Here is a 17619-nt window from a genome sequence, read left to right on the forward strand (position 1 = left end):
CATGTCTCGTCAGGCAAGGCAGTTCAGCGGTTCACCTCCGTTCAGCGTCACCATGTCGCCGAGTGCGGCGGCCAGGTCTGCCGTCCCACCGGTCAGGTCGGCGTAGGCGCGGTGGAGGTTGCCCGCGATCCGCTCGGTGTCGGTGAGCGCGGCGAACCGGCCCAGGTCGGCCTGCCGTGCCACGTCCAGCGGGGTCTCGCCGGCCGCGATGCCCTGTTCGGCCAGTCCGAGCACGAAATCCAGGTACGCCAGCACGTCGTCGATCAACTCCGGCCCGCAGACCTCACCGTGACCGGGGACGATCGTGGTGGCAGGGATGTCCTTCAGGCCTGCCACCACTTCCCGCGCGCCCACGACGGAACCCGCCAGCAGGAACGGCGTACCGCCGTTGAACAACAGGTCGCCCGCGAACAGCGTGGACCGCTCGGGCAGCCACACGATGCTGTCGTTGTTGGTGTGCGCCGGACGTCCCACGTGCCGGACCTCACATCGGACGTCGTCGACGTGGAGCGTGACCCCTTCGGTGAAGGTCAAGAACGGCGGGGCGAGTTCCAGCTCGCCCCAGTGCACATCGGTCCACGTCCCGCTGCGGATCAGCGGGCTGGTGCCCGGCCGTCCTTCGCCCAGCATCTCTTCCCGCGTGTTCTCGTGCGCGACGATCACGGCCTCGTCGAACAGGCTGTTGCCGTGCGTGTGGTCGCCGTGGTGATGCGTGTTGATCAGCGTCCGCACGGGATTCGGGCTCACGCCCGCGATCGTCTCGCGCAACGCCCTGGTGCGGGCCTCGGTGGCGCAACTGTCGATCGCTGCCACCCTGGTGCGGCCCACCACGAAACCCGTGTTGTTGATCCACCACGTCCCGTCCGGCTGGATGTACGCGTAGACGCCGTCGGCAACCTCCTTGGCCACGGCCGCGGACAGGTCGCGCGGATCGGTATGCGAAGAGCTCATGAAAATCCCTCCAGCTCGGCGATGCGACGAAATACTTCCCGCGTGTCCACTCGCTCCATCATGGGGTCGAGTTCGTAGTACACGGCAAGCACGTTCTGCGCGATCCGGCCGCTTTCGTCCAGTTCGGCGAACCGGCCCAGCGAGATGTCCCGCATCGCGTCTTCGGGCGTCATGCCCCGCTCGTGCCGCTGCGCGGCCTCGGCACGGACCCACTCGAGGTAGTCGCGGACCGCGCGGACACCGTCCTTGTCAGTCACCGGGCCGTGCCCTGGCACGATGAACCGGACGTCCATCGCCAGCATCCGGTCACAGGCCTCGATCCAGTGGGACACCGGTCCGGCCCACGTGATCGGCGTGCCACCGATGAACAGCAGGTCACCCGCGTACAGCACACCCTCGTCGGGGACCAGCACCACGCTGTCGCCCGCGGTGTGCGCGGGGCCGAGATTGCTGACCTCGACCCGGATCCCGCCGACGTCGATCGTCAGCTCGTCGGCGAACGTCCGGTTCGCGGGCGTCGCCGTGATCGAGTCGAAGTCGAACGCGGCGAAGATGTGCCGCGCGAACTTCCCGGTGGCGCCCGGCTGCCGCAGCAGGCCGCCGATCATGTCAGGCCCGTTGGTGCGCATCTCCTCGGCCGTCGGCTCGGACGCGATGATCTCCGCGTCGGCGACCAACTGGTTGCCGAACCAGTGATCGCCGTTGGCGTGCGTGTTGACCACCTTGGTGATCGGGCGGCCTGCCGTCGAGCCGGTGAGCCCGTCGAGCATCTCCTTGGTGGTGCGCAGATCGAAGAACGTGTCGACGAGCAACGACTCGCCGTCGCCGGTGATGAGGCCGGCGTTGCTCCAGCCCCAGGTGCCGTCGGGTACCAGCCATGCCGCGCAGTTCTCGGTGATCTGGTGGCGGCCCTTGACGTACGGAATGTCTTGCGGGGTAAGGGGAAGCGGTGTCCTCACGAGGTCTCCACAGTCTTGCGAGCGGCGGCGGGTTCGGCTGAGACGGCCGTCGTCGCGGGATTGCGGCCGAACATGCCGACCAGTCCGAGTACCAGCGAAACGAGGGCGAGCGTGAGCCAGCCGGCGGTGAAACCCGCGGCGGGCACGAGGTGTCCGAACAGGATCGGCACGAAGAACCCGCCGACGGCGGCCAGCGTGAGCATGAGACCGGTGGCGGTGCCGATGTACTCGTGCTGGATCCGCGACACGCGGGCAGGCACGGCCGACCACGCGGCGAAGCCGAAGATCAGCGCGCCGCCCATGCCGATGCCCAGAATCCACAGTGCCCACGTCGGCACGAACGGGATCAGGGCCAGCAGAGCCGCGCACACCACGAACGCGCCGACCATGATCGCCCGCAGGTTGCGGCTGCGGTCGGCGACCAGACCACCCAGAATGCTGCCGGGGATGCCGGCGAGCGCGATCAGCGCGGACAGCAGACCGCCCATCGCAGGCGGGAAACCACGTTCCTCGGTGGCGTATTCGGTGAACACCTGCGACGTCGTGAAGTACGCGCCGTAGGCGCCCATCAACGCGATGCCGTAGATCCACAAATCCTTGCCTGCCAGCGCGGCGCGCAGTGCCGCGCCCTCGAACCGGGCGCCGGCCAGCGCCGGCATGTCGGCGGGCGTACGGAAACACAGCTGCGTCACGACCGCGACGACGAGTTCGAACACGCCGGCGATGACCAGCGACCAGTGCCAGCCGATGGCGCCCTGCAGGTAGATCCAGACGTACAGCGCGAACGCCGCGCCACCGCTGAACGCGGCGCCACCGGAGATGCCGAGCGCGAGGGTGACGTGCCCGTGCCGGAACCAGACGATCACCGCCGCGAAGGCCACCGCGATGAAGATCGACCCGCCGACGCCACTGACGACACGGAAGACGGCCAACGCGGTGTACGAATAGGACAGTCCGGAAAGGACACCGGCGAGTCCTTGCATGGCAAGGCCGATGACCAGGGTTCGCTTCATTCCGATCGCCGTGGCGAGCAGGCCACCGGGGATGTGGGCGACGCCGTAGCCGATGATGAACAGCGAGATCAGCAGTGTCACCGGACCGAGTCCGATGTGGAACTCCGCGCCGATCAGCGAGAACGCCGCGGCGACGTCGAACCAGTTGAGGGTCAAGGCGACGAAGCCGAGGCTGATGATCGTCAGCATCAGCCATGGCGCGGCGGGTCTTGCTGTCGAAGGGTGGGACATCGTTGTCCTCCTGAGATTCAGTTGAGCAATGAGCGCAGGTCCGCTTTGCGGATCTTGCCGACGCTGGTGCGCGGCAGTGTGGACAGGAAGTGCACCCGTGCGGGCACTTTGAACGCGGCGAGCCGCTCGGCGCACCAGGCGATGATGTCCTCCGCGTCCGCCGTGGCACCGGGTACGACGACCGCGACGAGCAACACGGCCTCGTCGTAGACCGGATCGGGCACGCCGACCACGGCGCATTCGGCGATTGCCGGATGTTCGCCTGCGACGCGCTCGATCTCACCGGCGGACACGTTCTCGCCGGAGCGTTTGATCATGTCCTTGGCGCGATCGACGAAGTACAGGAAGCCGTCGGCGTCCCGCCTTGCGAGGTCGCCGGTGCGCAGGACGCCGTCGCCGAAGGTGTCGGCAGTGGCCACGGGGTTGTGCCAGTAGCCGTTCGCGATCGTGTCGCCGAGGCGGCCGTGCACTTGGATCTCGCCCGCCTCGCCGTCGGGGACGGGGTTACCGTCGTCGTCGGCGAGCGTGATCGTCACACCGGGCAGCGTGCGCCCGATGCTGTTCCAGCGTCGCTGTTCGGTGTCCGGGTTCATCGTGGGCGGCAGTACTGTCTCCGTCATGCCGTAGAGCTGCACGAGGCGAGTGGCGAAGCGGTGCTCGAACTCGGTGGCCTGCCGGTCGGACAGGTTCTGCGCGAACAGCACGGTGCGCAGTCGCGCTTCGCCGTCCGCGGGCGGGTTCGTGAGGATCATGCGGATCGGCGCGGCGAACAGGCTGCCGAGCGTCGCACCGAACCGTGCGGCCTGAATTCCCCACCGTGACGCGGAAAACCGGTCGGCAACGGCCACCGACGCGCTGCGGACCAGCGCGGACATCGTGCAGTAGTACTGGGCGTTGGCGTGGAACAGCGGCAATGCGATGAACCACCGGTCGGCAGCCGTGACGGCGAGCTGGCCGGCGACCGCGCGGCCCACTGCGGTGTAGTTGTCGTGCGTGATCACGACGCCTTTGGGTCTGCTCGTGGTCCCTGACGTGTAAAGGATGGCCGCGGGGTCTCCGCCGGTGACGGGCGCGGCGGGGACGTGCCCCTCCCCCGCCAGTTCGCCGGGGGTGAGCACCGGATGGCCGCGCAGCTTTTCGGCCGCCTCGCCGTCGGCGATCGACACGCGTGGCTGCGCGTCGGCCAGCACGTGCCCGAACTCGTCGCTCGTCGAGTTCGGGTTCGTCGGCACCAGTATCGCGCCGAGGTGCGCGGTCGCGAACCAGACATCGAGGAACTCCTGACCGTTGGGCAGGCTCACATGCACACGATCGCCCTGCCGGACACCTTGTGCGGCAAGGGAAGCAGCGGCCGCGTGTAGCCGGGCGTGCTGCCGGCCGTAGGTGACGACGCCGTGCCGGTCGGTCACCGCGAACACGGCGTCCGGCGGCGCGGCCGCGACGAGCCGGGCGGTGGTCTCAGTGCTCACGGTGGACGTGCACCTCTGGTGAGCCCTGGTAGCTGGCGACCCCCGACCCTTGGGGCGCCTCGCGCCGCTCGCCGACCGGGTTCCGCAGCACGCCGACACCGGACGCGGCCAGCTCGACCACGTCGCCGGGCTGGATCCAGCGGTCCAGTTCCAACCCGCAGCCACCCCCCACGGTGCCAAGCCCGAAGAACTCGCCCGGATACACGGTCTCGTCGAGTGACGCCCACGCGAGCACCTCGGCGAAGGAGAACTGCCGGTTCTTGGTGGTACCGGACGCCCACACCTCGCCGTTGACCGACGCGGACATCTGCACGTCCCACTCGTCGACCTCGTCCATGGTCAGCACGCACGGGCCCATCGCGGTGCAGAAGTCCTTGCCCTTGGATGGCCCGATGGTCAGGCTCATCTCGAACATCTGGATGTCCCGCGCGCTGACGTCGTTGAAGATCGTCACGCCCGCGATGCGCTTCTCGGCCTCGGCCGGAGTGAGGTCGCGGCCGCCGCCGGAGGTGAAGAACCCCAGTTCGAGTTCGAAGTCGAGTTGTGCCGTGTACGAGGGCCATAGCAGCGGTTCTTCGGGGCCGATGATCGTCTCGACGTTGCACTTGTAGCAGATCGGCATGGCCGCGAACGCGGGCGGCACGGCCAGTCCGGAACCGGCGGCGTGCTCGGTGTAGGTGAGGTAGTCGCGGACGCGGCGGGGTCGCGGCACCGGCGCGAGGAGTCGTACGCCGTCCGTCGCCAGTACGGCGGGCGAGGCGCCGTCCACGAGGGCGTCACCACGCCCGGCCGCGGCGTCGACGATGGCAAGCGCTTGCTCGGCAAGACCGTGTGCCCGCGTCCCGCCCTCGAAGAAGGCGACCATTTCGTCGGGGATTTCAGGCGCGTGGTCCGCGGCCGAGTCGCCGCGGCGCCACGCGCGATCGGCTCGCAGCACGCGAGCCGGGTCCACCACGGTGTCGCCGTGCAGAATGCCGAGCCGCGGTGACGGGGACGCGGACGAAACATACGTGACTAGGCGCATCTACCCTCCTTTGGATCGAGGTCTAAATTTGGACTAGGATCCAACTAGTGCACGCTAGCTCTGCCCGAAGTCGAAGTCAACGGGCAGCGAAGAGGCTGGTTGACTGCAGGTCATGACCCGAGAAGCAGCGCAAACGACCGCGGCGTCGTCCACGGACCGACGCACGCGCCATCGGCAGGAACGCCGCGACCGCCTGTACCGGGCGGCCGTGGAGTTGTTCGTCGAACGCGGCTTCGACAACACGACCATGGAGGACATCGCCGCCCGCGCGGACACCGCACGCGCGACCGTGTTCAACCACTTCCAGCGCAAAACCGTGTTCCTGGACGAGTGGAGCCGCCGGCGCCGCGAGCGCGCGATGGACGCCGTTCGCGCGGAACACCTGGAAGACCAGTCCCTGCAACACGTGATGAGCCGCTATCTCGCCGAACTGGCCCGGATCAGCGAGGACACCCGCGACGAGACCGTCGCCTGCATGGGCGCCGCCATCCACTCCACCAACGTGTTCGGCAACCCCGCGCTGGCTCAGCAGTTCAGCGATTTCGTGGCCAGAGCCAAGGACACGGGAGAGATCCGCCCCGAGATCGACGCCGCACAGGCCGGTTCGCTACTGGCGAGCTCCTACTTCGCGACGCTGTCGGCATGGATCGCCGATGAACCGGCGCCATTCGACCTGGAACGGAACCTGCGAGCCAGCCTGGACATGATCCTCCACGGCGTACTCGTCGGCTGACGATCAGGCTGGTGCGGTGGCAACCAACCTCGAGCCCTGTGACGAAACGGTTCGACGCGGCTATGCACCTCATGCGACGCCATGATCCGGGTTGCTGGTGACATCCCCGCCCTACGGAGCCAGCGTCCACGGCCAAGTGCACGCCCCCGGGCACCGTCCGGTGCGCAAGCACGACAACCGGTACAGCCGCAATCGCGCAAACCTCGCGCACCGCAGCCCGCCCATGTTGCTGCGCGGGTTCACCGACATCCTGCGCCGCGCGGTCCCGCTGCCGCGCCCCGGCGGAGTCGTCGCCATCACCACCCGACCGTTCCGCGTCGACGGCGAACTCATCGACTTCCCGTCACTCACCCTGGACGCCGCGATCAACGCCGGACTCGCCCCCGTCCAACGCTGCGTCGGCCGCTAAACACTTCGCCTGTGGCAGACCGGCCCGTCACGACGCGGGTAACAACCACCGGAACCGGTCGCCACGGCCGCCCAGTCCGACCAACGCCGCACGACGTATCGGAAACGACGGCAACCCAGTACTCCAGCGCCGGCACAAAAGAAATGTGCATAACCGGCCAGCTGGGTGACCCGCATGGAGCGGTTTCCGTAACCCCATTTGAAACGGGGTCAGGCGCGGCAACTAAAGCGCAGTCCCGCGGCGCGGTGGAACTGTGTCCAGCTTGTAACCAGCAGCCGGCTAACGGTCAGGTGACCGTTCTGGACAGGAGAGTCGATTGGTGTGAGACACGGAGGTCAAGGGTGGGGCGGTACGACAGCCTACTGGCGCTGTTGAGTGACAAGGAGATCGCGCAGCTCAGCGGAGATCGTTCCGGCCCTTCACAGTATTCGAAGCGATTTGAGCGGAATGAACGCCGATCAGATAGCGATGTTGCCGCCTGGTCGAATTAGCAACGTCGACCAGCAGGTGACAAATCAGCTGCCGGGGATTCTGCAGCAGATCAAAACTTCAAGCCCATGGCGGAGAACAACCCGCAGCAAGCCCGGCAGAGCCTGATTCAAAACGTTCTGACTTTCCAGCAAATCTTGGCCGAGAACATCAGGCCATACTTGTCGACCGACTACTGGGATATTGACACTAATAGGCGAGAATCGAAACTTCTGGCGGCCGCCAATAGCCACAAGACGACAGCTTTTAGGTACCTGATTGCCGCGGGCTGCCTCGCCATTGCGCTCGTCGCCGCGATCGTCATTGCCTTCTACGTATCACCGCCCAGTATAACGCCAAGTTCGACCTCCTCGAACCTCGCCAGCTTTATACGGGACGCTCTCGCTCGCGTTCTTGCACTCTTGGTTGTTACGGCAGCAGTGACGTTCTGCACTAAGAACTATCGAATTAACAAGCATCTGGAAGTCGTCAACAGAACCCGCTACAATGCGCTCGAAACTGCCAGCTTGTACGTGGTTGGAGTTACGGATGACGCTCGAAATATTGTCGTATCAGAGCTGGTTCGGTCGGTCTTTTCGCCTGGCGATACGGGATACATGAACAGTGATAAAGAACAGACAATAATAGAAAATCCTGGGTCGTTGGTCGGTATTCTAAGCGCCTCGGCGACCAGGGATAGCGCGACGACACGCCGAAGCCACCGCCCGCCCTGCCAAGGTGACCGTTCCTGCGCTCCCCTGGTCATCCTGGAGCCTGCCTGCCCGGCGAGGGCATCCTTTGTTCTTCTCCCTTGCGGCGGCTGCGGGGTCGCCCGGCTTGTGTCGAACCGCCACGCGGACCGGCGCCAGCCGCACGCCCGCGTCTGGCGGTTCGACACGATGAGGGCCAGATCAGCGGCACCGCAGGGGCCGCCCTCAACAAGTGGAGAAAGTTTGAACACGGGAGCGGCACCACAACATCGCGCCGGGGCAGTCAGCCAAGGTCGACCAACAGTGCCAGTCACCTAGCCGCTCGGTCCCCAAATGGTCCCCAAGCACCCAGACATCGCGACACCGAGCAGAAAACGAAAATGCCCCTGACCTGCGCCAACGCAAGCCAGAGGCATCTTCACGACCGTCGGGACGACAGGATTTGAACCTGCGACCCCTTGACCTTATTCGGGCCTGCGGTGACCAGCGGCGGAGGGATTACATGGCCGCTGACCTGCGGCTGGGATGCTCGTCGATCGTCGTCACTTGTCATGCCCTGCTGGTGTCATGTGGCATGAATGTGGCATACGGCGCCGCGGCCCTCCTGACCGTTCGTCCGCTCACCTGTTCGACCAAGGGTAGATCAAGTACGCCTTGGCTGGTCACTCTGTGGAGTTCATTCGCCGTTAATCGTCCGGGTTTTGCCGGTTGTCGCAACGCTCTGTAGTTGAACTTCCACCTGTGTAATTGTCGAAAGTGGAGGGGCTGTGAAACCGGTTCACAGCACTCGCGAACAGGGGAGAACCTGAAATGACGACGCAGGTCGGAACTACAGCCCGGACGGGAGAGCGCTGCCCCGTCAGCGGTGTCTGGAAGGTGCTGGGCACGCCCAGTACCACCGCGCCGATCGCAAAGGGGAACGTCATGCCGCCTTATGGCGACCAGGCGGTCACGTGGCAGCTCATCCGGCTGGCGTAGCACGCCGGATTGCACTCGGGCGGTGACGTGTCAGCGTGGGACGCGCCACCGCCCTCCTTTTCCCCCCTCATTGGCGATAAAGTCCGAAATCGTTTGATGAAAGGGCCGATAAGGTATGGCCGACTGGAGTCAAACCGTTGTTCAAATACTCGCTACGCCGCTTATTACGGCAGGGGTTTCGTACTCAGTCGCATCGGCGGTAGTTCGCAGACAGTCGCTGGGAGAAGCTCAAGTAAAGGCCCGTAATGAATTGCGGGAAGTCACCGCACAAACTATTTTCGAAGTCGACACGTATCTCCACAAGCGTCAATTCGCCAACTACGACGATATTGTAGATGTATATGTGCGGGGCTTCTTGGAGTGCTCAAGGATCCTTGAGGTTTCACGCTATCTGTCCAAAATCGATCGGATCAAGGCGCGTCGGTACTGTGCCCGCATGTACGGCAGGGGGACGGTGCGCGTTGCCGAGTACTATCCGCGCGAGTCGACCGATTTCGACTCGTGGGCCGACGATATGATTCAATATGAGATCGTTTCTGGAGAGAATCGAATTAAGACTACTTACCAGAAAGGCGAGTTGATACAGAGCATTTTCGGGGGTGACACAAGGCCGATGCATCCGCGTGAATCGGATCGCAACGTTCAAAAGGACCTACAAGGACGCGGGTTCATCAATGTTTTTCATCTGGCGGGTTCAAAGTGGGCAAAGTATGGCCTGCTGACACCCAAGAGCAAGTCGCGCGACACATATCCGCGTACGCCCGCGCGTTACATGACCTGAAGCTGTCTGCCGTCTGGCGCTGAGATCGAGACCAGCTCACACTTGCCGCTTGGTGGTCATCCCGTCGCCTGATGGCGTCTCGATCACGCCGTGCCGGGGCCGCAACCTTCGGACTCATCCGCCGGCCGAATTCGCCAGGCTTGCGGTCCCGGCACGGCGTGATAGCCATCAGATCAGGCGACGGGATGACCACCAAGCGCCCACCCTGCCAACGCAACCGTGCCTGCACTCCCCTGGCCATCCCGGAGCCTGCCCGCCCGGCGAGGGCATCATTGTTCTTTCTTTCGTTGCGGCGGCTGCGGGGTCGCCCGGCCTGTGTCGAACCGCCACGCGGGACCGGCCGCCAGGCCGCATGCCCGCGTCTGGCGGTTCGACAGAGAAAGGGCCGGGTCAGCGGCCCCGCAGGGGCCGCCTTGAACAAGTAGAGAAAGTTTGAACACACTGGGTTTGACCTCGTTCGCCGTGGTCGCGGTACGATCAAGGCAGTCTGAGTGAAAGGGAGGTGGGCCATGACCACGAGCAATGCGGAGCAGTCGTCGCACGACGGGTTGGATGGTCCTGCCCTGCGGGACGCCCTGTTCGCCGAGAAGGGTGTACAGCCGATTCGCTCAGTGGATGACTTGGCGTGCGAGGGCATCTTCGAGTCGGACGATGAGCTGCATGAGTTCCAGGCTTGGGTGGCCGCTGAGCGGAAGGCCAATCTGGCGTAGTGGCTTCGGAAGTTGTTCTTGATACTGATGTGGCATCGGGCATGTTCAAACGGGATCTCCCGGCGTGGCTTGCCGCGCGGCTCGTGGGCTATCGTCCGGCTATCACGTTTGTGACGCTGGGTGAGCTGAACAAGTGGATGCATCTCCGCTCCTGGGCTCTCCCCCGCCGCGAGCGCCTGGAGAAATGGATCCAACCGCTTCCCGTTTTTCCGGGCACCCTCAAGGTCGCGCGGCTGTGGGGTGAAATGTCGGCCTACGCCCAGCGGCGTGGCCGTCCACGTCCGCAGAACGACACCTGGATTGCCGCGTGCTGCCTCGCCTTCGAGGTGCCGCTCGCGACGCTGAACGTCAAGGACTACGAGGACTTCGCCGAGTACGAGGGCTTGGAGTTGCTTGTTCCGTAGGTGAACGCTAGGTGCAACTAGCTCCATGCTGACGACCTGTGGAAAGCAGGCTACTTGAAACTTTCCAGGCTGGACGGGAGTCCGCTGGGCTGGAACTGGTTCGCCTCATCTGCGGCCCAGCCTGACCGCGTCCATAAGAGCGGTGCCGAGTTGCTGGGCTTCGTCAAGGGTGCAGATCAGGGGTTTGGTCGTTGAGATACGCAGTAGTGGGCTGGTTTCGCGGTAGCCCTGTATGAGGGTCACGCGGGTGTAGTAGCGGCCCGGCGCGGCGTTGAGGCTCATGGTGGTTAGCAGGATCTCCGCGAGTGGTGCGCTGGCGTGTTGTCTGCGCTGGGGAGGGTCCGCGTCGGTGTGCGACTGGCCGCACCACGGTGGACATGCCTGGGGCAGCCAGAACGGAAGCTCGCCATGGGAAGGCATCAGGTGGACTTCCGATCTCCGACACCGTGGTTCTCGGTCGCGGCAACGTAGGTCCCTTTCGACCGGACCGTGACGCTCGTGATGCGCTGGGCAAGGTGATCAGCGAGCTGTTCGTACACGGATCCGATCGGATCGGGCTCGAGCGGTGGCGGAGTCATGGGGTCGCGCTTTTCCTTGTTGCCCAGCGTCGAAGCTCATACTGATGGCTGAGGGCGATCCGTTCGGCACCTCGGCTGGAAAACAGGGCGCTCTCTACGTACTGGACGAGGTCGGCGCTGTCGGTGGCTGAGAGCTCTCCCATCACGTCCAGGTCGGCGCGGGCAACCTCCCTCACGGTTTGGTGCACGCCGAGCAGTGCATTAATTGCGTCGTCGAGTTGCTCGCACAGCGTCGAGGCGCGCTGCGACATGCGTGCGTAGAGCTGTGCGCTCTCGCTGATCTCGATGGTCTCCATAGGGCCGAGTGTAACGCTGCAAACGATGCATATCGAGCTTATCGCTGCAAGCCAGTAGATCTGGCCGTGCATGAGCAGGAACGCTGCATCGGTGGCACGTGACAGGCTGCTCAGCACCGGTGAAGCCGCCCGGGAACTGGGAGTGGATCGAACGACGCTCTTGCGCTGGTGGCAGCACGGCGACGTGGAGCCGGAGTACGTCACACCCGGCAATCACGCCCGGTGGAATCTCGCGAAGCTCAAGGACCAGCTTCGGGCCAACCGGCGCACGGAACGCGAATAGGCGCGCTCTCCTGCGGCACGGTCCTCTATTGGGGCAAGAGTTCGGTCATGGTGTCGATGATGGCTTCCGGAGAGTGCGACTGGAAGCGTTCGCGCTTGCCGGGTTTGTTGGCGTAGGCGATGGCCGGCGTGGCTGCCGCGTGCGCAGCCTCGATGTCGCTGACGGAGTCACCAACCATGACGCACTCGTCGGCCGTGACCGAGAGCTGACGCATGGCCTGCAAGAGCAGATACGGTGCCGGTTTGAGGTGGTCCGGATCGGCGTCGCTGCGGGCGCTGATCGCGGCCACCGTCGAGGCGAGGCCATGCAGGTGCAGGAACCGGCGGACGGCTCCTTTCGAGTTGTTGCTGACGATGACGACCCAGTGGCCGATGGCGTCGAGTGCGCGTAGGACCTCGAACGCGCCTGTGGTCGGTGGTGCGTCGCTGACGGCCCGGTATTCCTCATGGTGGAACTCGGCTTCTACCTCGGCCGCGATGTCGACACCAAGGGTCGCCGCGTAGCGCAGGACGCGGAACGGATCGCGCGCGGTTGCCACGTCGGCGGGTATATCGCCGGGCAAGAGAGTACGGAGCTTGTCGGCCACGGCCTCGTCGGTGATCACGCCAAACACGGCGCAGACGGGGCCGTCGAAGTCGAGCAGAACGGTTCGGCGTTGAGCAAGCAGTTCCGCGGCCGGGCTCACGGCTTGATCTCGCGCGCCACGGTGTTCCAGATGCTGTCAAACCACATGCGCGACTGGGCGACGTACTGCGAGGCCATGGTCTCGGTGTCGCTGTCCGCGGCATGGTGGAACAAGATCGCGTCCTTGCCCATCAGGTCCCAAATCGGTGTGGGCTCGCCGTCGAGCGTGACCGTGTGCTCCTGGACCGGGTAGTAGCCGAAGAACACTTCGGCATTGTTAATGAGGTACAGCTTGAACAGCGGCACGGCAGGAGACACTCGGACCTCGGCCGAAGCACGCTCGACGAGCCCCAGCTCGCGCAGCTCGTTTACCGCGTCCACGATGGCGAGCGTGTGTCGCTCCATAATCTTGGTAGCGCGCTTCCGGAACGCCGGACTGTCCTGAAGACCTTCCACTGTGGACGGCAGAGACCACGGGATCGTGGGATCCGGCACTATCAGCCGCACCGAGACCGATTCCGGCCGAAGCCGTCCTGCCCGGATCTTGTCCAGCGGCTCCGAGATGACCCCGTGCAACGTTTCCCCGGAGAACCCGGCGAAATCGACCGACACTGCCGATTCCTCGAACGCGCGCTCGAGATGCGGCCGCAGCCCGACAGGACGCTCGGTGCGCTCGCGGACGAAGACCCCGCTCCCCTGACGGGAGACCACCAGACCCTCGTCCCGGAGAAGCCGGATGGCCTGCTGCACCGTCATCCGCGCCACGCCGTACCGCTCCGCGAGCTGCGGACCGGACGGCAGCTTGTCCCCCGGCGCCAGTCGACGAGTGAGGATCGCCGCGCGTAAGGCGTTCGCGACCTGCTGGTACGGCGGGCGAGGGTCGTCGGGGTCCAAGGCATCCATGCACCCAAGAGTAGAGGCATCTTGTTCAGCTTCGCTAGGCGGGTTAGACAACCCTTGACTTGTCTAGCCATGCTGGCTAACCTGAAATATGGCTAGGCAAGCTAGCTAGGACGTAGAGCGACGCGGAAGGACGACCGGCATGCAGGACATCTCGATCAACTTGGGGAACTACCGGCTGATGGTGACGGAGGCCCCGACGATGAAGACGCGGGAGAACGCGCAGACCGGTGAGCTGGAGACGGTGACGAACCGCGCTGGGGAGGTGCAGTTCGTGGTGGTGTTGTTCGCCAAGCCGGTGGCACAGCCGGGTCGGCGTCCGGGCAAGGGTGAGGAGATCCGGGTGAACCTTCCGGCTGATCCTGGTGAGGGGTTCGACGAGGGCTCGTACGTGGAGCTGATCAATCCGGTGCTCAACACCTACGAGATGCGGGACGACAACGGGCGGATCACCGCGTCGGGGTTGTGGTTCAAGGCCGATGGGCTCAAGCCTGCCGCGCCGCGCGGTCTGTCCTCGGCCGCGTAGCAGGTTGCTGACCGGCGGGTGACCGGTCGCGGGCTGCCCCGGCCCGCAGATCACCACCCTGGAGCGCTGCCCACATCGGGGTGGCTGCCCGTTCGAGTCGGGCCAGCGCGCTTTTCGTTGATTGTCAATTACAGAGTGAGCCGATCCATGCCGAAAAACGCGCCTGTTTGTGGTGGCGCGCCTTAATCCCCGGGCTATTTCACCGGGGGTTTTGGGGTTCTACCACAACTACGAATTGAGGTATGGGAATGCGGAACAGGGAATTGTGGATCGATATCGACCACGACGAGCGGCGCCCGGATGGGTTGTCCACGTTCGACCCGCACGGCCCGAAGCGGGGTGTGTGATGACCTGCCCGAACGGACATGGTGACTGGTTCCTGTCTGCCGCCCGGATCGCGACCTGCACGGTGTGCGGCTGCCAGTGGGGGGTGTGAGCTGGTGGCATTGCACGTCACCAACAACGAGATCACGAGCGATGTGACCGAACACTGTGCACATCGGACGAACGAAGGCTGGGAGGTGTCGTGGCTGCCAGATCGGGTGTTCGACCGCAACTGCGTGGTCACCGCGATGTTGTTGACCGAGCTGTACGTCACCGATCCGCCGCCGTGGGACCGATTGTGGTTGCTCGCTGCGCAATGGGAACGGGAAATCGGGATCGATCGTCGCCGGGATTGGCTGTGACCAGGCATCGCGCCACCGCTCGTCATCTGCGGCGGCTGATCGAACACCTGGAACGCGAACGACACGAAATCCTCACGAATACGCACGGCACGGATGAATGGCGGATCGGGTTCTGTGACGGCCTGGAGGCGGCGCAGAGGCTGATCCGGAAGGGAGCATGAATGGTCACCGAAATTCAGAACATCATCACCGCCGCGAACGCCGCTTATCAGCGGTTCGCTGCGACGAACCCGGATCGGGAAACCCGGGTGAGCGTGAGTAACGCGGTGCGGTTCCTCGTCGCCGATCTGACCTCGGTGGCCGAGTACGCGGCAGGAAGGTCCGAATAGATGCAGATCAACGCAGTCAACCGGCGAGCACGGGAGCGCTACAGCGCGTTCGTCACCTCGATGGACCTCGTACTGGAAGCTCTCGACGCCCTCAACCCGCTGATCGAAAAAGTGGACGACAACCACGACAGTCCCGGATGGACAGTCGCCACCCAGGACGAGCTGACCGGCTACCGGATGCAGGCCACCGACGAGCTGGAACGTCTACGCGCATCAGCCAAGAAGTGGGAGACCGAACTCGTCTCGCGGGAATGGAGAATCTGAGATGGCGCAACACCAGGTTGATCGAGCGTTGGACGCGGTGGATGACGCGATGCGGCAACTGAAAAACGCCATGCGCGGTATCCCCGCCCGGCGCGAAGGGTTCAAAGATCGCCACGACCGGATGGCCAAGTCCGTGGCCCGCCTCACGGTGACGCTCTCGGACTCCCGCGCCGCGATCACCGAGTAAGCAAAACCAGTTCTTCGTCGAAGGGATCGGCTTCACCGCACGCGGTGAGGTCGGTCCCCTCTTTTCATGTCCAGAAAGGACTCAAGTAATGGGTACGGAATCCTCGAAACGCAAGCGTGGCGCCGAGATGACGGCCGCCGGATGGGTTGTGCGGCACCCGGGCAGTGTGGCCGCTCCCGCCGCGTTGGTGGCCTCAGGGGTGGAACTCGGGTGGACCGCCACCGGTGGCATTCTCGGTGGTGCTGCGGCCGGGCTGGGGGCGTGGTACCGGGCGCACCCGGACACCTTCGACCGGTTCGCCGCCCCCCGCATCCGCTCGTGGCAGCGGCGCTGGCTGCGCTACATCGGCCCCCGGTGGCGTAACGCCCTGATCGCATGCGATCTGTACACCACGCACCGCAAAACCGGCGAAATGCGGGTGCCCCGCCTGGTGCGGGTCCACTCCTACTCCCCGAGTGTGGACACCCTGACCGTGCAACTGCACCCGGGCCAGCATCTGCGCCAGTTCGAGGCGAAACTGCCGGAGCTGACTGAGGCGTTGAAGGTCGAGCGGATCGCGATCGAGCGGGTCAAACCCCGCCACATCGCCCTGATCGTGGAACGCAGGGAGCCGTTCACTGAGGTGATCGACGCGCCGGAGATGGTGTATGACTCCGACGCGGTGGACCCCACGGATCTGTATGTCGGGGAGACCGAGTACGGCACCGATTGGCGAATCCCCCTGTTGGGCCAGCACATTTTCGCGGCCGGGGCCACGGGTGCGGGGAAGAACTCCATCGTGGCGTCGCTGTTGCGGGGTGTGGCGCCGTTGATTCGGGACGGGTCGGTGCGGTTGTGGCTGTGTGACCCCAAGCAGATGGAGTTCGCGAAACTCGCCGGGATCGCGCACCGCTACGCCGACACCGAAACCGCCGCCGCCGAACTGGTAGACGAATACGTGGAAGACATGCAGGCCACGCAACGACAACTCCAGCAACAGGGCAGGCGCAAGATCACCCCGTCCCCACTGACGCCGTTGAACCTGCTGGTCCTCGACGAAATGGGTGCCCTCCTCACCTACGGCGACCCCAACGTGGCCCGGGGCCTGCGTAAGCAACTCGGGCTCGTCGGTTCCCAAGGCCGCGCTACCGGGCACGCCATGACCGGGCTGGTGCAGGAACCCACCAAAGACACGGTGCCGGTACGGGACCTATTCACCACCCGCGTCTGCCTGCGTGTCACCTCCGCCGCACACGTAGACATGGTGCTCGGCGAGAACGCCCGCCTGCGTGGTGCCCTGGCCGATGAAATCCCGAACGACCCGGCCACGGCCGGGATCGGGTACGTGATCCGGCAACGCTCCCGGGTCCCGATGCGGGTGCGGGCCGCCTACGTCAACGACGGGGAACTGGACGAGCTGGTCGAGTTCGTTCGCGCGGGATGGCGCAGCGCGGATCTACGGGTGGCGGCGTGATGCTGACCCTTCGATTCCTGTGGTCCTGGACCAAAATCACCGGGCTCGCGGTGCTGGCCGTGGTGATTGAACACGCAGTGATCCCCGGGTTCTGGGTCCGGGTGCTGGCGATGGTCGGCACGGCCGGGCTGTGGCTGCTCATCACGACAGGCCTGTTTCGGGAATGGCGCGCCCACGGTGCGGGATACCGCCATGAGATCTCCGAATGGCCTACCCCACGACGGCACCGGGACAGGCCGTGATGGTCCACCACACCGACCCCGACCAGTTCAGCCTCATCGACTCTCAGCCGCCCCCGACAACGGAAGCGACGCGCACGACTCCCCGCAGACGGCGCAAGCCCCGGCACGCGGCCACTCCAGCAGCCGCTCAGGAGGTGCTTACCGAAGTGCAGGAAGGCCGTTACGGGGCCTTGGACGACACCGACCGAATCGTGTGGTTCACCGACCCCGAGCGCGTCCGGCATGCGCACGACGAGGAGATCGTGGCGGGTTTGATCCGGCAACGCTACGTCGAACGCTGCCCTGCCCGCGACACCATCACCGCCCACCACGGAGCAATTCGCCGCCCCGTCTCGCCGCTCCGGCTGACGAAAGAAGGCCGCGCATTACTGACCCGCTGGTCCGCACTCGCCGACTACTGACGAAAGGAGA

The 17619-nt window shown here is 65.0% G+C and carries 27 protein-coding genes; 17 read left to right on the plus strand and 10 right to left on the minus strand.

The window, feature by feature from the left end:
* Positions 1-9: 9 nt before the first annotated feature.
* From GKO32_RS07685 to GKO32_RS07705, 5 genes are read right to left on the minus strand one after another with little or no spacing between them, the layout of a single operon-like run.
* Entirely contained in the window at positions 10-951 is a 942-nt protein-coding gene (locus GKO32_RS07685; protein WP_154756101.1) for an MBL fold metallo-hydrolase, read from the minus strand.
* Positions 948-1910, minus strand: a complete 963-nt coding sequence (locus GKO32_RS07690) for an MBL fold metallo-hydrolase (RefSeq protein WP_312867630.1) — start codon at positions 1908-1910, stop codon at positions 948-950. Before GKO32_RS07690 ends, GKO32_RS07685 begins: the two co-directional genes overlap by 4 nt.
* Positions 1907-3154 (minus strand): MFS transporter, encoded by a 1248-nt coding sequence (locus tag GKO32_RS38825; RefSeq protein ID WP_154756102.1) that lies wholly within the window; start codon positions 3152-3154, stop codon positions 1907-1909. Before GKO32_RS38825 ends, GKO32_RS07690 begins: the two co-directional genes overlap by 4 nt.
* Before the next feature lie 17 nt (positions 3155-3171).
* Positions 3172-4623: a class I adenylate-forming enzyme family protein gene (locus GKO32_RS07700; RefSeq protein WP_154756103.1), complete on the minus strand. Its 1452-nt coding sequence runs from the start codon at positions 4621-4623 to the stop codon at positions 3172-3174.
* Positions 4613-5647 carry a fumarylacetoacetate hydrolase family protein gene (locus GKO32_RS07705; protein ID WP_154756104.1) on the minus strand — a complete coding sequence of 345 codons (1035 nt, stop codon included), beginning with the start codon at positions 5645-5647 and terminating at the stop codon, positions 4613-4615. Before GKO32_RS07705 ends, GKO32_RS07700 begins: the two co-directional genes overlap by 11 nt.
* Positions 5648-5759: 112 nt before the next feature.
* Here GKO32_RS07705 and GKO32_RS07710 point away from each other — a divergent pair, with 112 nt between their 5' ends.
* The 7 genes from GKO32_RS07710 to GKO32_RS38835 all read left to right on the plus strand — a co-directional run bounded on the left by GKO32_RS07710 (position 5760) and on the right by GKO32_RS38835 (position 10840).
* Positions 5760-6380, plus strand: a complete 621-nt coding sequence (locus tag GKO32_RS07710; RefSeq protein WP_154756105.1) for a TetR/AcrR family transcriptional regulator — start codon at positions 5760-5762, stop codon at positions 6378-6380.
* Positions 6381-6477: 97 nt separating this feature from the next.
* Positions 6478-6789 carry a hypothetical protein gene (locus GKO32_RS07715; RefSeq protein ID WP_246243298.1) on the plus strand — a complete coding sequence of 104 codons (312 nt, stop codon included), beginning with the start codon at positions 6478-6480 and terminating at the stop codon, positions 6787-6789.
* 557 nt (positions 6790-7346) lie between these two features.
* Positions 7347-8285, plus strand: a complete 939-nt coding sequence (locus tag GKO32_RS07720) for a hypothetical protein (protein WP_154756106.1) — start codon at positions 7347-7349, stop codon at positions 8283-8285.
* 492 nt (positions 8286-8777) lie between these two features.
* Positions 8778-8945, plus strand: a complete 168-nt coding sequence (locus tag GKO32_RS37930; protein ID WP_166459431.1) for a hypothetical protein — start codon at positions 8778-8780, stop codon at positions 8943-8945.
* 115 nt (positions 8946-9060) lie between these two features.
* Positions 9061-9726: a hypothetical protein gene (locus GKO32_RS07725; RefSeq protein WP_154756107.1), complete on the plus strand. Its 666-nt coding sequence runs from the start codon at positions 9061-9063 to the stop codon at positions 9724-9726.
* Between the two features lie 509 nt (positions 9727-10235).
* On the plus strand, positions 10236-10436 hold the full coding sequence (locus GKO32_RS07730) for a hypothetical protein (protein WP_154756108.1): 201 nt from the start codon (positions 10236-10238) through the stop codon (positions 10434-10436).
* Positions 10436-10840, plus strand: coding sequence for a type II toxin-antitoxin system VapC family toxin (locus GKO32_RS38835; protein WP_246243299.1), 405 nt, complete (start codon positions 10436-10438; stop codon positions 10838-10840). The genes GKO32_RS07730 and GKO32_RS38835 overlap by 1 nt, the downstream gene beginning before the upstream one ends.
* A gap of 105 nt (positions 10841-10945) precedes the next feature.
* Here the strand turns inward: GKO32_RS38835 and GKO32_RS07740 are convergent, their stop codons facing one another.
* From GKO32_RS07740 to GKO32_RS07745, 3 genes are all read right to left on the minus strand, one after another.
* Positions 10946-11122: a hypothetical protein gene (locus GKO32_RS07740; RefSeq protein ID WP_154756109.1), complete on the minus strand. Its 177-nt coding sequence runs from the start codon at positions 11120-11122 to the stop codon at positions 10946-10948.
* Between the two features lie 137 nt (positions 11123-11259).
* Positions 11260-11418 carry a hypothetical protein gene (locus GKO32_RS38340; RefSeq protein WP_208024314.1) on the minus strand — a complete coding sequence of 53 codons (159 nt, stop codon included), beginning with the start codon at positions 11416-11418 and terminating at the stop codon, positions 11260-11262.
* Entirely contained in the window at positions 11415-11714 is a 300-nt protein-coding gene (locus GKO32_RS07745) for a hypothetical protein (protein WP_154756110.1), read from the minus strand. The genes GKO32_RS38340 and GKO32_RS07745 overlap by 4 nt, the downstream gene beginning before the upstream one ends.
* A gap of 91 nt (positions 11715-11805) precedes the next feature.
* On the opposite strand from GKO32_RS07745, the gene GKO32_RS07750 reads away from it, so the two are divergent.
* Complete coding sequence (locus GKO32_RS07750) at positions 11806-11997, plus strand: MerR family transcriptional regulator (RefSeq protein WP_154756111.1); 192 nt, start codon at positions 11806-11808, stop codon at positions 11995-11997.
* A 25-nt stretch (positions 11998-12022) separates the two neighbouring features.
* On the opposite strand, the gene GKO32_RS07755 is transcribed toward GKO32_RS07750, so the two are convergent.
* On the minus strand, positions 12023-12682 hold the full coding sequence (locus GKO32_RS07755) for an HAD family hydrolase (protein WP_312867631.1): 660 nt from the start codon (positions 12680-12682) through the stop codon (positions 12023-12025).
* Complete coding sequence (locus GKO32_RS07760; RefSeq protein ID WP_154756113.1) at positions 12679-13524, minus strand: GntR family transcriptional regulator; 846 nt, start codon at positions 13522-13524, stop codon at positions 12679-12681. The genes GKO32_RS07755 and GKO32_RS07760 overlap by 4 nt, the downstream gene beginning before the upstream one ends.
* Before the next feature lie 139 nt (positions 13525-13663).
* Here GKO32_RS07760 and GKO32_RS07765 point away from each other — a divergent pair, with 139 nt between their 5' ends.
* The 9 genes from GKO32_RS07765 to GKO32_RS07805 all read left to right on the plus strand — a co-directional run bounded on the left by GKO32_RS07765 (position 13664) and on the right by GKO32_RS07805 (position 17609).
* Positions 13664-14047 (plus strand): hypothetical protein, encoded by a 384-nt coding sequence (locus GKO32_RS07765; RefSeq protein WP_154756114.1) that lies wholly within the window; start codon positions 13664-13666, stop codon positions 14045-14047.
* 440 nt (positions 14048-14487) lie between these two features.
* Entirely contained in the window at positions 14488-14733 is a 246-nt protein-coding gene (locus tag GKO32_RS07770; protein WP_154756115.1) for a hypothetical protein, read from the plus strand.
* Positions 14730-14894, plus strand: a complete 165-nt coding sequence (locus GKO32_RS07775) for a hypothetical protein (RefSeq protein WP_154756116.1) — start codon at positions 14730-14732, stop codon at positions 14892-14894. Before GKO32_RS07770 ends, GKO32_RS07775 begins: the two co-directional genes overlap by 4 nt.
* Positions 14895-15062 (plus strand): hypothetical protein, encoded by a 168-nt coding sequence (locus tag GKO32_RS07780; RefSeq protein WP_154756117.1) that lies wholly within the window; start codon positions 14895-14897, stop codon positions 15060-15062. It begins immediately after the preceding gene.
* Positions 15063-15326: a hypothetical protein gene (locus tag GKO32_RS07785; protein ID WP_154756118.1), complete on the plus strand. Its 264-nt coding sequence runs from the start codon at positions 15063-15065 to the stop codon at positions 15324-15326.
* Between the two features lies 1 nt (position 15327).
* Positions 15328-15513, plus strand: a complete 186-nt coding sequence (locus tag GKO32_RS07790; protein ID WP_154756119.1) for a hypothetical protein — start codon at positions 15328-15330, stop codon at positions 15511-15513.
* Between the two features lie 88 nt (positions 15514-15601).
* Positions 15602-16966, plus strand: coding sequence for an FtsK/SpoIIIE domain-containing protein (locus GKO32_RS07795; RefSeq protein ID WP_154756120.1), 1365 nt, complete (start codon positions 15602-15604; stop codon positions 16964-16966).
* Positions 16966-17208, plus strand: coding sequence for a hypothetical protein (locus GKO32_RS07800; protein ID WP_154756121.1), 243 nt, complete (start codon positions 16966-16968; stop codon positions 17206-17208). The genes GKO32_RS07795 and GKO32_RS07800 overlap by 1 nt, the downstream gene beginning before the upstream one ends.
* A complete protein-coding gene (locus GKO32_RS07805) occupies positions 17172-17609 on the plus strand; it encodes a hypothetical protein (RefSeq protein ID WP_154756122.1) in 438 nt (145 codons plus the stop codon). The genes GKO32_RS07800 and GKO32_RS07805 overlap by 37 nt, the downstream gene beginning before the upstream one ends.
* The last annotated feature ends 10 nt before the right edge of the window (positions 17610-17619 follow it).

The organism is Amycolatopsis pithecellobii, assembly GCF_009707865.1.
GTDB classification, from domain to species: domain Bacteria; phylum Actinomycetota; class Actinomycetes; order Mycobacteriales; family Pseudonocardiaceae; genus Amycolatopsis_E; species Amycolatopsis_E pithecellobii.

Bases quoted from the DNA above. Each gene is read 5' to 3' on its own strand.
- GKO32_RS07720 (WP_154756106.1), top strand. From the start codon at position 7,347: ATGGCGGAGAACAACCCGCAGCAAGCCCGGCAGAGCCTGATTCAAAAC.
- GKO32_RS38825 (WP_154756102.1), bottom strand. From the start codon at position 3,154: ATGTCCCACCCTTCGACAGCAAGACCCGCCGCGCCATGGCTGATGCTG.
- GKO32_RS07725 (WP_154756107.1), top strand. From the start codon at position 9,061: ATGGCCGACTGGAGTCAAACCGTTGTTCAAATACTCGCTACGCCGCTT.
- GKO32_RS38340 (WP_208024314.1), bottom strand. From the start codon at position 11,418: ATGACTCCGCCACCGCTCGAGCCCGATCCGATCGGATCCGTGTACGAA.
- GKO32_RS07795 (WP_154756120.1), top strand. From the start codon at position 15,602: ATGGGTACGGAATCCTCGAAACGCAAGCGTGGCGCCGAGATGACGGCC.
- GKO32_RS07730 (WP_154756108.1), top strand. From the start codon at position 10,236: ATGACCACGAGCAATGCGGAGCAGTCGTCGCACGACGGGTTGGATGGT.
- GKO32_RS07685 (WP_154756101.1), bottom strand. From the start codon at position 951: ATGAGCTCTTCGCATACCGATCCGCGCGACCTGTCCGCGGCCGTGGCC.
- GKO32_RS07785 (WP_154756118.1), top strand. From the start codon at position 15,063: ATGCAGATCAACGCAGTCAACCGGCGAGCACGGGAGCGCTACAGCGCG.
- GKO32_RS07800 (WP_154756121.1), top strand. From the start codon at position 16,966: ATGCTGACCCTTCGATTCCTGTGGTCCTGGACCAAAATCACCGGGCTC.
- GKO32_RS07760 (WP_154756113.1), bottom strand. From the start codon at position 13,524: ATGGATGCCTTGGACCCCGACGACCCTCGCCCGCCGTACCAGCAGGTC.
- GKO32_RS07765 (WP_154756114.1), top strand. From the start codon at position 13,664: ATGCAGGACATCTCGATCAACTTGGGGAACTACCGGCTGATGGTGACG.
- GKO32_RS07790 (WP_154756119.1), top strand. From the start codon at position 15,328: ATGGCGCAACACCAGGTTGATCGAGCGTTGGACGCGGTGGATGACGCG.
- GKO32_RS07705 (WP_154756104.1), bottom strand. From the start codon at position 5,647: ATGCGCCTAGTCACGTATGTTTCGTCCGCGTCCCCGTCACCGCGGCTC.
- GKO32_RS37930 (WP_166459431.1), top strand. From the start codon at position 8,778: ATGACGACGCAGGTCGGAACTACAGCCCGGACGGGAGAGCGCTGCCCC.
- GKO32_RS07745 (WP_154756110.1), bottom strand. From the start codon at position 11,714: ATGGAGACCATCGAGATCAGCGAGAGCGCACAGCTCTACGCACGCATG.
- GKO32_RS07740 (WP_154756109.1), bottom strand. From the start codon at position 11,122: ATGAGCCTCAACGCCGCGCCGGGCCGCTACTACACCCGCGTGACCCTC.
- GKO32_RS07780 (WP_154756117.1), top strand. From the start codon at position 14,895: ATGGTCACCGAAATTCAGAACATCATCACCGCCGCGAACGCCGCTTAT.
- GKO32_RS07805 (WP_154756122.1), top strand. From the start codon at position 17,172: ATGGCCTACCCCACGACGGCACCGGGACAGGCCGTGATGGTCCACCAC.
- GKO32_RS07710 (WP_154756105.1), top strand. From the start codon at position 5,760: ATGACCCGAGAAGCAGCGCAAACGACCGCGGCGTCGTCCACGGACCGA.